Below are 12,416 nucleotides of genomic sequence, written 5' to 3'. Positions count from 1 at the left end.
TAAAATATATCGTAATTATTTAAGTAATACTGTATTTAATTTCATAATACCATATTATTTTTTAAATTAACAGTATTTTTAAAAATTTTCGGAAGAAAATAAACAACCTGTATCTTTGAAAAACGATTCAAAGAATACAGGTTGATAATTACTGGATGGTGCTGGCACCTACCTTATTTAGAAAACAATCCTTTTAGGGCAAATGCTACGTTTTGCGGTCTTTCTGCCAATCGACGCATGAAGTAACCAAACCAGTCGTCACCAAATGGAATGTATACACGCATTTTGTATTCCTCTTTTACTAAACTGAGCTGCATTTCTGTTCTAAAACCATACAGCATTTGAAATTCAAATTGATCATTTGAAATATTATTCTTTTTCGCAAATTCTTTTACTTTAGCAATTATATTATGGTCATGGGTAGCAATTGCTGTATAGGTGCCGCTCAACAAATGCTCTTTGATTATCCTCATGTAATTTCCATCAATCTCGTTTTTATCCTGAATTGCAACTTCTGGAGATTCCTTATAAGCACCCTTTACGAGACGGAGAGGAATTCCTTTTAAATCTTTCACATCCTGCTCGGCTCGATTTAAATAAGCTTGTATCACGGTTCCCACATTATCAAAGTCTTCGCGAAGTTCTCTTAGAATGTCTAATGTAACCTGGCAATGTGCATGATCTTCCATATCGATTCTGACAAAATTCTTCGTTTTTTTAGCTGTTTCTAGTATTCTACGCATGTTATCCAGGCAAAATTCTTTATCAATATCCAATCCAAGCTGGGTCATTTTAACTGATAGATTGCTATTTACCCCAGCCCTGAAGATTGCTTCTAATGTTCTTACATTGTATTCCGTAGCTTCTATAGCTTCCTCTCTGCTCGAAACAAATTCTCCTAAATGGTCGAGAGTACAGACTAACCCTTTTTCATTTAGTTTTTTAACAGTGTCAATGGCGCTCTTGATGGTAACCCCCGCGACCACTTGAGAAGCACCAAACCGTAATCCCCATTTTTTTGCTGCTTTATTTAATGATTTGTTTTGTGAAGCGTGAAGAAAAATATTTTTCGAAACTTCTGCGATCATTTCCTAACCTCCCAAGATTTTGGTTATCGACTTTTTTAAATCAAACGTTCGCTTATTGTTTTCGCTTGCATATGCAAAATGAGATAGTCAGGGCCTCCAGCTTTTGAGTCCGTTCCCGACATGTTAAATCCGCCGAATGGCTGGTATCCAACGATCGCTCCTGTGCATCCGCGATTGAAGTAAAGATTTCCAACATTGAATTCCTGTTTTGCACGCTCGATGTGTTCCCTATTGTTTGAAAGCAATGCACCTGTTAATCCGTAATCGGTGTTATTCGCAATTTTCATCATATGATCAAAGTCACGTGCCTTACAGAAAGCTAGAACAGGGCCAAAAATTTCTTCCTGCATTAATCGTGCATTTTCGTCCACATCAGCGAAAATCGTAGGCTCTATGAAGTAACCTTTAGAATCGTCAGTATTGCCACCTGTCACCAGGACGCCCTCTTCTCTGCCAATTTCAATATACTTAGAAATCTTTTTGTATGAATTAGCGTCAATAACTGGCCCCATATAAGTGCCGACGTCTTCGGGGCTGCCAAGCTTTAATGTTTTAGTTAATGCCACTGCTTTTTCAAGTACTTCATCATATACATGCTGGTGTACCACTGCACGAGAACCAGCTGAACATTTTTGTCCTGAATACCCAAATGCAGAATATACGATTGAAGATGCTGCAAGATCCAAATCTGCATCTTTATCAACGACTACTGTATCCTTTCCACCCATTTCTGCAATCACACGCTTTAACCAAATTTGACCAGGATGTACCTTAGCTGCACGTTCGTAAATGCGGCAGCCTACTTCACGGGAGCCAGTAAATGATACAAAGCGAGTTTTCGGATGATCAACAAGATAATCTCCTACTTCCGCACCACTTCCTGGAATATAATTAAGAACTCCCTCTGGCAGCCCAGCTTCTTCCATTACTTCAACGAACTTCGCGGCAACAACTGGTGTATTGTTAGAAGGTTTTAATAGAATCGTGTTTCCGGCTACTATAGCTGCAGCTGCTGTTCCTGCCATGATTGCTAAAGGGAAGTTAAACGGTGAAATAATGATTCCAACTCCTAGAGGAATATAATTGTAACTATTTACTTCTCCTTCACGGCTTTTTACTTGGGCACCGTCTTTTAATTCCACCATTTGGCGGGCATAGTATTCAAGAAAATCAATTGCTTCTGCTGTATCGGCATCTGCTTCTCTCCATGGCTTTCCAGCCTCTTTTACAAGGTAGCTTGAGAATTCATGTTTGCGTTTGCGAATAATAGAGGCTGCACGGAAAAGAATTTCTGCACGATTTTCTGCATCCTCCTTTTTCCATGATTCGAATGAAGTCAATGCAGCTTGCATCGCGTTTTCAGCTAATTTTTGGTCTGCTTTAGATACTCTTCCAATGACTTCTTCTTTTTTAGCTGGGTTAATGGAGACGATTTTCGCTTCAGTAGTAATGCGTTTTCCTCCGATAATAAGCGGATATTCTTTCTCAAGCTGTGAGTTAACAAAAGATAATGCCGCTTCAAATTCTTTCTTGTTTTCCTCTACTGAAAAATCTGTAAATTGTTCGTGTTTGTAATCTTTAACCTTGCTTAATTCTGTTGTGTTCATGATTTTCTCTCCTTTTATTAAATAGTATATTTGTATTTTGAAAGATATTAATATTATGTTTCTTCTGCACAAAAGCCTGTTTACAACTGAATGTTGGTTCCAGCATTATGCTTTAAAGCTTTTTCATATAAATATTGCGCTACTACTAAATCCACAACGGCAAGTCCGACAGATTTAAAAACAGTTTTTTCCTCAACGCTTTCTCTACCTTTTCGTTCACCACTAACAATTTCACCAAGCTCTGCATAAATATTGCTTTTGTGAAACAGACCTTCTTGAATCGGTATTTGCAAATCACCTGTTTCTTCTAGTGCAGCATGCCTCGATTCCACAACGACTTTCTCGGCCGTAGAAAAAACGTGAGATGGCAATTCCTGCATAGCTGGGCGAAATGAACCGACGGCATTAATATGAACACCAGGCTTTATCAAATCTGTAAAAACCGGTGATAGAGAGTTCGTAGCCGTTACAATAATATCCGCTTCATGTACAACCTGATTTGAATCCGTACCCACTTGTACATCCACGCTAAATTTTTGATCAATGTATTTAGCAAACTCTTTTGCTTTTCTTGGCGTCCGGTTATAAAGGGAGACTTTTTTTATGTCTCGAACAGCTAGGATGGCTTCTAGTAAGCCAGTTGCTTGTTCCCCTGTCCCGATTATGCTTACTATTTTAGAATCAGGACGAGATAAATATTTAGTTGCAACACCAGTAAGTGCTCCAGTTCGTATCATTGTTAAATAAGAGCCTTCCAATAAAGCAAGCGGTTCACCTGTTTCAAAATCAAATAGAATAACTACTCCATTTATCGTTTTCTTACCTAATTTTTTATTACCTGGGACTACGTTTACTAGTTTTACTCCCACGCTCCTAAGCTCTTCTGCAACTGAGGGCATCACTAAAGCGGTATTTTGAGAATTACCGAATGGCAGAGCCGAACGAATGGGAGTAATTGTCCGGGAGGCCGAAAATTCACTTAGTGCCACTGCAGCATGTTCTATAACCTCATTCATATCTATTAAATTTCTTTGTTCATTAGCATTTATAACTAACATTCATCTACCTCCTATCCCTCTTAATATATTTAACCTTCGTCTGTTTTAAAATATTTTCAAGGTTTCAATAGTTGCTTACTGTATTTTATTGCAAGAACTGTGCCAAAACAAAAAAAAGCGAAGTTTGTCAATTTTCAGCAAACTTTGTTTACAACTTAACTTAAACAATGTATATTTTTATCAACAATACTGTATACAAAGTGTATATTTTTTAAACACTTTTTTAAAATTTAATCAATCAAATCTTCGAGGTGGTATATGAAAAAAAACGATTCTTTTGCCCTTGATACCCTTCATACGTTGTTGTCTTCATTAGAAGAAGCCATTTCTGTCATAAACACAGATGGAGAAATGGTATTCTGGAACGAAGCAGCTGAAAAAACGTACCATATAAAAAAAGAAGAGATTATCGGAAGGAATATTCGCAATTTTTTTGAACAAGAGGATATTATGAATTTGAAGGTTCTCGAAACCCAGCAGTCCATCCGAGATATGTATCACATTCCACGGCCTGACAAGCATGTCTTAATAAGCGCGAGCCCTATTTACAATCAAAACAAAGAACTTATTGGCAGTATGTCAGTGGAAAAAGATATTTCCGCCACAATAAAATTAAATGAACAATTAACCTCTACTTCTAAAGAGTTACAGCAGCTAAAACAACAAATCACTCAAAACCATCTAGATGATCCATTTAATAAGATAAAAGGAAAAAATGCCTCAATTCAACAGATTATTCATGACACAAAAAAAGTAGCAAAGACAGGCGCAACGATTTTGATTAGCGGAGAAAGTGGTGTTGGGAAAGAACTTTTTGCCCAAGCCATACATGAAGAAAGCTCACGAAGCGAAAAACCATTTATTCCGATTAATTGCGGGGCGATTCCTAATGCCCTGTTTGAAAGTGAGCTCTTTGGTTATGAAGCAGGTGCCTATACAGGTGCTTCAAAAGGAGGAAAACCGGGGAAACTAGAATTAGCAGAGGGAGGAACTCTATTTTTAGATGAAGTAGGAGAACTTCCACTGGATATGCAGGTCAAACTTTTGAGGGCTTTACAAGAAAAAGAAATCTATCGCATAGGTGGACAAACTCCGATAAAAGTTAATGTTAGGATTATTGCCGCCACCAATCGTATTCTAGAAAATATGGTTTCAGATGGAACATTTCGTTCTGATTTATTTTATCGGCTAAATGTATTCTCTGCTCAGATCCCTCCACTACGAGAAAGAAAAGATGACATTCCTTTTTTACTTTATGATTTTTTAAAAGAACTTTCTATCAAATATAACAAAGCAGTACCTGCAATTAATCGAGAGACAGTCCATCGATTGACCGAGTATCATTGGCCAGGTAATATACGAGAGCTGCGTAATTTAGTAGAGAGATTGGTTGTACTTCACGAACGCAGTGAAATTTTTGAAAATGACATCTACCAGCTCCTACCGCAAGCAAAGCGAACTATTGATACTACAGTGCGATCATTATTTCATGAAAAAGAAAGATTAGAAAAAGAAAGAATCCTTCAAACACTTCAAACGACATATGGGAACAAAAGTATAACAGCAAAAGAATTAGGTATAACACGGGCTACTCTTTATAAAAAAATGAAGAAATATGGGATCATATCATATTTAAGGTAAATAGTTATTTGGCAATTCAAATAACGGCAACATTTGAACAGTTAATTGATCGGCTTGATATTGAAAATTTCTTATTAGATATACCCGTTTTCTATGTCATACGGTTCTCCTTTTAATAATTTCGTATCCTTTTTGCCATCACCTGTGCCATCCATTTGCTTACTGGTTATAGTGATGAATTTGTTTGTTTCCTCAAGAGCATAAACAGCAGTGAAAGCGGATAATGACATGAAAAAGAAAGCACAAAAGCAAATTCATATTTTTTTCATATTGTTCCCTACAGCATAATCATACTGATAGGTTTCCCACTATCATTCCATTACAAATCGAGAATGCTATACTTTGTGGATAGATTGAATATCTTAGAGGAGGTAAATCGCATAAAGTACATAAAATCACAAATGAAACAGCTGGTCAAAGATAAAAAAGTATTGCAATGGCGCTTAAAAGAGTTGGAGGAAGAACGCACCCTAGAGAAGAACTTTGCTCTTATAAAGCGAAAACTTTAATTGATTTTGCAAAGAAACGGATCCAACCAGGCTCAATAATTAGTAGTGATGCATATCATTCCTACCGAGCGCTTGATGGAGCTGGATTTAATCACGAGTATCAAGTCTATGATGCCAAAGAAAGTCCAGACCATTTACACTGGTTACATACCGTTCTTTCGAACGCAAAGGCGTTTGTTGGTGGCACATAGTGCCACTAAACGGCTGAACCATTCACCTTTGAATTTCCTTCGATTAAATCGATAACAAAATTCATCTAGATAGGATTGAAAATGCTTGGAGTCAAGCCCGTGGCATTAAAAATTTTTAAAGTTTTAGGACTGAATAAAGACGAGACAAAAAATAAAACTCTGTCACTATACTAGTGCTACGGTTTTACTAAATTATAGAGAAGATTTTAACACTGTCGTCCCTTCGGTGTCTAACTGTCCGCATTCGGTTCAAGCGTAATCGCCACGGTATCCCAATTTACCCCTTTTAATTGACTCAGTTAATATACAACACCGCATTGACTCCAATCACACCGCCTTTAAAAGGTGTTATTTCTAGTTATTTTTAAATATCATTAGTTATTGGGTTTTTCGCTTAGGATGCAACTTGACTCCCGCCTTTGTTTTACGGAATTTTGCCCATTTATGATTTGTCAAATTGAGTGGCAATGTGCTTGAATCGATGATTTTTAACGGCATCACGAGTTTTGTATAGTGGGTTTTGACATGAATTTGTGACACTAAATCTAGAAAAAGAGTTTGGAATAGATCTGGATTCAAACCATTTAATCGGTGCGACAGCCGGGAAATACTAATAGAATCAAGGTCGATGCCCTTTTGAAGCTGGTCATCGAAAAGACAATCGCCCAGTGCATGAAGACGTTCGATTTCTTGTAGCTGCGCAAAAAGTAGTAATTGTGGCAACAACCACTTGATTCCGACGACCTTTAATTGCCCGTCCGAGTAATTCTTCATTTTTACCTACGCCATACATATCAGCTGTGTCGAGAAGCGTAATCCCCATTTCAATTGCACAATGGATTGTTTTAATAGACTCGTCGTCATCTCTCCCACTGTAAAAATCCGACATCCCCATACAGCCTAGTCCAAGCGCCGATACTTCCAGCCCAGTTTTACCTAATATTCTTTTTTGCATTCCAACACACCTTCCTTCATGTCGTTCTGTATTAAGAACATTATAATACGCCAATTACATTGAGTAAATGAGTTAAAGATACTAGTGAATATAGAAAAGAGGCTCTATTTTGCCTATACCCGATAAACTAACTGTCTTCGGTAAGATAAACCGGCTCTTTCTTACTCTATCCCGATAAATTATCTAACTTCGGTAAGATAAAGCACCACTTTCTTACCCTAACTCAATAAATTATCTGACCTCAGTTAGATAGAGCGATTCTAAAAGCTTATGCAAAGATAGGAACCTTTAATCCCAGAGAAAAAAGACTAACTGCGAATAGGTAGTCCCTGACCGAAGAAATTACAATATTCCTTTTAACGATTCCATCACTTGATCAATCTCATCTTTCGTCGTAAACCGGCCTAAGCTAAAGCGGATCGCACCCATCCCCACCTCTTCAGGAACATCCATCTCTTTTAATACCGGTGATAATTCAATGCTGCCGGCATGACAGGCTGATCCAGTTGAAGCCGCTAAATATGGGATGGCTGACAACAAGTCTTGACCGATTTTTCTTACAAAACTTACATTTAAAGTATTGGGCAGACGTTCCTCAGGGTGTCCATTCAATACTACCTTGTCTCCAAACGCATCCTGTAATTGCTGCCAAAAATAGTCGGTCAAATCTTTTATGCCACGAGTTCCTACCTCTTGTTTAGCAATTTCACAAGCCATTCCTAATCCCACTGCTAGTAAAGTATTTTCCGTGCCGGCACGCAGTCCAAACTCATGCCCAGCCCCGTGTATAAGTGGTTCCAGTTGGATTCCCTCTCGAATAAAGAGTGCTCCAATTCCTTTCGGAGCATAGAGTTTATGGCCGGCAATCGTGAGCATATCTACCTTCAAATCATTAACATTTACCGGGACTTTTCCAACCGATTGAGAAGCATCCGTATGAAAAGCTATCCCATGCTCTTTAGCTATATCCCCGATCGTTTGGATTGGTTGTAAGGTACCTGTTTCATTATTGGAATGCATAATCGAAATCAAGATCGTTTCCTTAGTAATCGCCTTTTCTATTTCTTCTAGTGTAACTTTCCCAGTCCGATCCACGTCTACATATGTGACCTTTGCCCCTATTTGTTCGAGGAATTTACATGGATTCATGATCGCAGGATGTTCAATTTTAGAAGTAATGATATGGTTGCCTTTATGCCGATTTTTAAAATAAAAACCTTTTAATGCAAGGTTATTGGCTTCGCTGCCGCCACTTGTGAAAATAATTTCTCTAGGGGAACATCCAATTAACTCAGCAACCTGTTTTCGGGCATTATGTAATAATTCTTTTACAGGTCTCCCCGCCCAATGTAAGGCGGATGGATTCCCATAAAAATTATCTAGCAACGGTTTCATGGCCTCTACTACTTCAGGAGCCATAGGTGTGCTGGCATTGTAATCAAGATAAATTTTTTCCATCGATTGATTCCTTCCCTTCCACTTCTGAACCGATGATTAAACCATGACCTTTGCACTGTTTTTAATAAATTCTAAGAACAAATTGTTCATCTCAGCGTTTGTACTTGCCATGGATTCAGGATGCCACTGAACACCCACCGTAAATGTGGTTGGATGGGTATATTCTACTGCTTCAACGATTCCATCGGATGATTGTGCAACGATACGAAGATCCTTGGCTACCTCACCGATTGCTTGATGGTGAAGACTATTGACTCGGACTCGATTAGATCCTACTATTTCAAACAATCTACTATTTTTGGAGATGGTCACCCAATGGGTATCTTGACTCCTATCAATCTTCTGAGAGTGTTGGATTGGTTCAATGACTTGACTCGGGATATCCTGAATTAAGGTTCCTCCCAATGCGACATTCAAAATTTGCACTCCTCTGCAAATCGCAAGAAGGGGAATATCGTTCTCAAGCGCATATTTAACAATCGCAATCTCTGCCAAGTCCCGCTCTGGTGTAGTTGGACCTAAGTGGTGATGTGGATCCTGATTAAAAAGTTTAGGATCGACGTCCTCTCCCCCGCTTAGGATAATTCCATCACATAAACCAAGCGTTTCTAAAGAAATTTCGGGGTTAATATATGGAAGGATAATAGGGATCCCTCCGTTAGCGACAACACTTTTATGGTAATCATGGTGCACATAAACACCTTCCATATAGTCGTTATGTTTAACATAGGCACCCGTTATGCCGATAATTGGTTTTCTGTTCATCTTTCTTCCCCCTATAACTTTGACACTAATATTGATATCTTAACACAATTATTTTTCAATACAGCACTGAAAAAATTTACATAATCTTAAAATGAACTTCATATATTAATCTGTATTGCAAATATACAATAATATTAACATGATCAAAGGATGGAGATACTATGGAGCATGTTCTTTACAATGGAAAGAAATATATTATCCTTTATACGTACGATTCTGGATACTGCGAAATTAAAGAAATAGAAAGTGTTCATAATGTACAATTGGTTCATTTATCAGAATTAAAAAATCTAACTTAAAAGATAGAGCTGGAAAAGGAAAAACTCCTTTACCAGCTTTTTTAATGCTTGACTGTGTTAAACTTGGCCATAAAATAACAATGACCATTAAAACAGCTAATTGATTAAATAATTTAAATATTTTACTAAAATTTATTTCGAAATCCGAAAAAGATGTTAAAATCTATTTATTAAATTGAAATAGATTGTAGGGGATTGGATGAATAAGAATAAGAGACTATGGCTTATTTATGGGATGTTATTTTTTGCCACGGCTATATGGGGAAGTGCGTTTCTTGCTGGTAAAGTCGCCGTAAAAGACTTTGAACCAGCAACCGTTGCTTTTTTACGTTTTTTGGGGGCTGCTATTCTATTGTTTCCGCTTATGTGGCTGATGGAAAAAAATCGAAAGAAGCCCACTCTCAAAGATTATGGATTATTTGCCGTTCTTGGATTAACAGGCATTGCAATATATAATATTTGTTTTTTTATGGCTACCAAACATGCACCGGTTATTAAGAGTTCCTTATTTATTGCCTCAAACCCAGTACTGATTGTCCTTTTATCAGGATTATTTTTAAAAGAAACAATCACCAAAAACCATATGATTGGAATGGTGATTGCCCTAACTGGGGTTACCTTCATTATTACCGATGGTCACCTACTCTCACTGTTCCAATACGGTTTTGAGACGATTGACTTTGTTTTACTAGGTGCAGTAATAAGCTGGGCATTGTACAGTGTGGTTGGTAAAGTCGTTTTAAAAAAATTCAGCGCGGTGGAATCCACCACTTATGCGGTTGCATTTGGTACCATATTTTTATTTCCGTTTGCATACCTGGAAACATCCTGGCACGATGTACAAACCGCTAGTGTTTCAACCTGGATCGCTATTTCACATATGAGCATTTTTGTAACGGTTGTTTCATTTATCATGTACTATTACGGCATAAAAGAGGTTGGTGCTGCGAAGGCTTCTATCTTTATTAATGTGATGCCGTTATCAGCTGTCTTGATGGCTACCTTCTTTTTAGGTGAGACCTTTACATTGGCTCAAGGGATAGGTGCCGCCTTTGTTTTAACTGGGGTTTATATTGGAACCAACACGAAACTTTTTAGAAGAAAATTACAAGCAGCATGATTTAAAGGTCAAAACGGCAGTGATTTAGCTAATCACCGCCGTTTTCTTTTGATATTTATTAGTTTCTTCCCTTAAAAAGATGAAACAATGGAAGCGACGATATGCCGAGAATCCCATTGCCCTTCGGAAAAAGAAATGATTGGGTATTTTTTCGGGAAAAGCATTTGAGTAATTTCATCAATCGAGCGACCTTGCTTGTGGAGATTTCCTACTTCACCGGAAAGATTCTCTAGATAATCTAATTTTTGCTTCATCATGCTTTTTCCATCCTTAATATAACCAGCATGACAGCAAAACAGGGCTTGAAAGTCAAAGCTGAGCACCCTGCGAATCGAATCGATAATAACCGGAATGGATTCGCTGTCCATAATGACCTTCGTTTTCGGTGTTACGAATAAATCTCCTGAAAATAATCGGCCAGATTCTTCATGAAAAAAAGAGACATGGTCATCGGCATGTCCTGGCGTATAGATGACTTTCCATTCTTGACTACAAGATTGAATCACGTCCTCAAGCGGCAAGGGTTGAAACGGCGTCCGCATTCCCCAGGTAAGCTTGCGGTACTTAGGATAGGGATAAGGCTCATTACAGATACTAATACCTTTTGGATGTAAATAGATTGGAATTTTTTTTTGCTTCTGAATCCATGGGGCTAAACCAGAATGGTCTTCATGACTATGTGTCAATGTTACTATCTCAAAGTTAAGATTCTTATAAATAGGGATAAGCTCTGTTTCAAGACACTGGGGCCCTGTATCAATTAGCATTCCGTCTACCAAAAAAGAATAAACCGTTCCTAATTTGAGTCCCGACTGTTGAACATTTCCTTCTATACATAATACGTCCTCATTCGTTAATACGTTTAACATAATCGATAATGCACACCTTTCTTTTTCGAATTTTCAAAATACTTTATTTAACTGTATCGAAAAATGAATGAATAATCAATCATGTTAACCTGATGAAATTTATTCCTACTTATCAAAAAGATAAATGCATATTTCTCTACTTTTTTTCAAATTATATGAAAAAAAGGTGGTTATATAAATGAGTAATTGGCATCTCATTTTGTCTGGTATTGCATTGTTAGTATTGATTGGCGGTTTAATTTTTACGTTAGGAACTGGAAGAATGGTCAGTACTAGATCAAGTGAATTTGATACGCAAATCAATGAAAAAACTCAAAGACATCCTTATTTACTGAATCCCGTGTTTCTTGTTTGGATTATCGCCATTGCAGCTATCATTATTTATATCATCTATCTTGGCTTTAATTACTATTGATAAAAAAACGCAGCGAAAGGACCCCCTATTACCCGGGGTACCATTCGTTGCGTTATGTTTTATTCTGCCGGAGCATGTTCCACGGCGATTTGGTATGCAGCCAATATCGCTTCACTTTCAGAGGGGGTATTAATACCCACTAAGTCTTGGTTACCTTCCTCACCCTCAATCTTCATTACGATGGTTTCATCCTCTGCATTTAGTAGAGCATAGGATTCATCCTTCATATCAAACAAGGCTTCAACAGCAAATTCTTTAAGATTCCCGTGGTCATCTTCAATCGTTATATAATCACGTGGTTCATCATGCTTCATCGTCCCTCACCTCAACAAAAGTACTCAGAAATATTGTTCCCTTACCCACAAAAAAGTTCAGTGGAAAAATATTGTTAATACCATTTGAAATTGGGAAAAGTAATATCGGCATTATTGATTGGGTGGT

General features: G+C 37.6%; 12 protein-coding genes and 3 pseudogenes. 6 read left to right on the top strand and 9 right to left on the bottom strand.

The window, feature by feature from the left end:
* Positions 1–173 precede the first annotated feature (173 nt).
* The 3 genes from COE25_RS15255 to COE25_RS15245 all read right to left on the bottom strand — a co-directional run bounded on the left by COE25_RS15255 (position 174) and on the right by COE25_RS15245 (position 3,753).
* Positions 174–1,088 (bottom strand): proline dehydrogenase family protein, encoded by a 915-nt coding sequence (locus COE25_RS15255; protein WP_098933207.1) that lies wholly within the window; start codon positions 1,086–1,088, stop codon positions 174–176.
* A 35-nt stretch (positions 1,089–1,123) separates the two neighbouring features.
* Positions 1,124–2,695 (bottom strand): L-glutamate gamma-semialdehyde dehydrogenase, encoded by a 1,572-nt coding sequence (gene pruA / locus COE25_RS15250; RefSeq protein WP_098933206.1) that lies wholly within the window; start codon positions 2,693–2,695, stop codon positions 1,124–1,126.
* Between the two features lie 80 nt (positions 2,696–2,775).
* Complete coding sequence (locus COE25_RS15245) at positions 2,776–3,753, bottom strand: ornithine cyclodeaminase family protein (RefSeq protein ID WP_088088349.1); 978 nt, start codon at positions 3,751–3,753, stop codon at positions 2,776–2,778.
* A 258-nt stretch (positions 3,754–4,011) separates the two neighbouring features.
* Between COE25_RS15245 and COE25_RS15240 the strand changes: the two genes are divergently transcribed.
* The 3 genes and pseudogenes from COE25_RS15240 (at position 4,012) to COE25_RS15235 (ending at position 6,094) form a co-directional block, all read left to right on the top strand.
* Complete coding sequence (locus tag COE25_RS15240; protein ID WP_098933205.1) at positions 4,012–5,394, top strand: sigma-54 interaction domain-containing protein; 1,383 nt, start codon at positions 4,012–4,014, stop codon at positions 5,392–5,394.
* 380 nt (positions 5,395–5,774) lie between these two features.
* A pseudogene (locus COE25_RS31585) lies at positions 5,775–5,885 on the top strand (hypothetical protein); the annotation flags it as partial.
* Positions 5,886–5,902: 17 nt separating this feature from the next.
* On the top strand, positions 5,903–6,094 hold the full coding sequence (locus COE25_RS15235) for a transposase (protein ID WP_373605357.1): 192 nt from the start codon (positions 5,903–5,905) through the stop codon (positions 6,092–6,094).
* A gap of 399 nt (positions 6,095–6,493) precedes the next feature.
* On the opposite strand, the pseudogene COE25_RS15230 reads toward COE25_RS15235, so the two are convergent.
* From COE25_RS15230 to COE25_RS15215, 4 genes and pseudogenes are all read right to left on the bottom strand, one after another.
* Positions 6,494–6,811: pseudogene (locus COE25_RS15230) on the bottom strand (IS4 family transposase); the annotation flags it as partial.
* A pseudogene (locus tag COE25_RS15225) lies at positions 6,810–7,049 on the bottom strand (aldo/keto reductase); the annotation flags it as partial. The pseudogenes COE25_RS15230 and COE25_RS15225, both read right to left, overlap by 2 nt.
* Positions 7,050–7,391: 342 nt before the next feature.
* Positions 7,392–8,507, bottom strand: coding sequence for a cysteine desulfurase family protein (locus COE25_RS15220; RefSeq protein WP_098933204.1), 1,116 nt, complete (start codon positions 8,505–8,507; stop codon positions 7,392–7,394).
* Between the two features lie 36 nt (positions 8,508–8,543).
* Positions 8,544–9,272, bottom strand: a complete 729-nt coding sequence (locus tag COE25_RS15215; RefSeq protein ID WP_088088437.1) for a gamma-glutamyl-gamma-aminobutyrate hydrolase family protein — start codon at positions 9,270–9,272, stop codon at positions 8,544–8,546.
* 161 nt (positions 9,273–9,433) lie between these two features.
* On the opposite strand from COE25_RS15215, the gene COE25_RS30780 reads away from it, so the two are divergent.
* Positions 9,434–9,571 (top strand): hypothetical protein, encoded by a 138-nt coding sequence (locus COE25_RS30780; protein WP_168244534.1) that lies wholly within the window; start codon positions 9,434–9,436, stop codon positions 9,569–9,571.
* Positions 9,572–9,770: 199 nt separating this feature from the next.
* Positions 9,771–10,691 (top strand): DMT family transporter, encoded by a 921-nt coding sequence (locus tag COE25_RS15210; RefSeq protein WP_257208847.1) that lies wholly within the window; start codon positions 9,771–9,773, stop codon positions 10,689–10,691.
* A gap of 71 nt (positions 10,692–10,762) precedes the next feature.
* Here COE25_RS15210 and COE25_RS15205 read toward each other — a convergent pair whose 3' ends face one another.
* Entirely contained in the window at positions 10,763–11,560 is a 798-nt protein-coding gene (locus COE25_RS15205) for an MBL fold metallo-hydrolase (RefSeq protein WP_098933203.1), read from the bottom strand.
* 178 nt (positions 11,561–11,738) lie between these two features.
* On the opposite strand from COE25_RS15205, the gene COE25_RS15200 reads away from it, so the two are divergent.
* Positions 11,739–11,975 (top strand): hypothetical protein, encoded by a 237-nt coding sequence (locus tag COE25_RS15200; protein WP_088088439.1) that lies wholly within the window; start codon positions 11,739–11,741, stop codon positions 11,973–11,975.
* 59 nt (positions 11,976–12,034) lie between these two features.
* On the opposite strand, the gene COE25_RS15195 is transcribed toward COE25_RS15200, so the two are convergent.
* Positions 12,035–12,289 carry a DUF1292 domain-containing protein gene (locus tag COE25_RS15195; RefSeq protein WP_098933202.1) on the bottom strand — a complete coding sequence of 85 codons (255 nt, stop codon included), beginning with the start codon at positions 12,287–12,289 and terminating at the stop codon, positions 12,035–12,037.
* Positions 12,290–12,416: the final 127 nt, after the last annotated feature.

Origin of the sequence: Bacillus sp. AFS031507, from assembly GCF_002584635.1 — a bacterium.
In the GTDB taxonomy this organism is placed as follows: Bacteria; Bacillota; Bacilli; order Bacillales; family Cytobacillaceae; genus Neobacillus.
Note: the sequence above shows the minus strand (reverse complement) of the source record. Positions and strands in the feature narration are given on the sequence as shown.

What these genes read in the sequence shown, in the direction of transcription:
- COE25_RS15255 (WP_098933207.1), bottom strand. Translation starts at nt 1,088, where the DNA reads ATGATCGCAGAAGTTTCGAAAAATATTTTTCTTCACGCTTCACAAAAC.
- pruA (WP_098933206.1), bottom strand. Translation starts at nt 2,695, where the DNA reads ATGAACACAACAGAATTAAGCAAGGTTAAAGATTACAAACACGAACAA.
- COE25_RS15245 (WP_088088349.1), bottom strand. Translation starts at nt 3,753, where the DNA reads ATGTTAGTTATAAATGCTAATGAACAAAGAAATTTAATAGATATGAAT.
- COE25_RS15240 (WP_098933205.1), top strand. Translation starts at nt 4,012, where the DNA reads ATGAAAAAAAACGATTCTTTTGCCCTTGATACCCTTCATACGTTGTTG.
- COE25_RS15220 (WP_098933204.1), bottom strand. Translation starts at nt 8,507, where the DNA reads ATGGAAAAAATTTATCTTGATTACAATGCCAGCACACCTATGGCTCCT.
- COE25_RS15215 (WP_088088437.1), bottom strand. Translation starts at nt 9,272, where the DNA reads ATGAACAGAAAACCAATTATCGGCATAACGGGTGCCTATGTTAAACAT.
- COE25_RS30780 (WP_168244534.1), top strand. Translation starts at nt 9,434, where the DNA reads ATGGAGCATGTTCTTTACAATGGAAAGAAATATATTATCCTTTATACG.
- COE25_RS15210 (WP_257208847.1), top strand. Translation starts at nt 9,771, where the DNA reads ATGAATAAGAATAAGAGACTATGGCTTATTTATGGGATGTTATTTTTT.
- COE25_RS15205 (WP_098933203.1), bottom strand. Translation starts at nt 11,560, where the DNA reads ATGTTAAACGTATTAACGAATGAGGACGTATTATGTATAGAAGGAAAT.
- COE25_RS15200 (WP_088088439.1), top strand. Translation starts at nt 11,739, where the DNA reads ATGAGTAATTGGCATCTCATTTTGTCTGGTATTGCATTGTTAGTATTG.
- COE25_RS15195 (WP_098933202.1), bottom strand. Translation starts at nt 12,289, where the DNA reads ATGAAGCATGATGAACCACGTGATTATATAACGATTGAAGATGACCAC.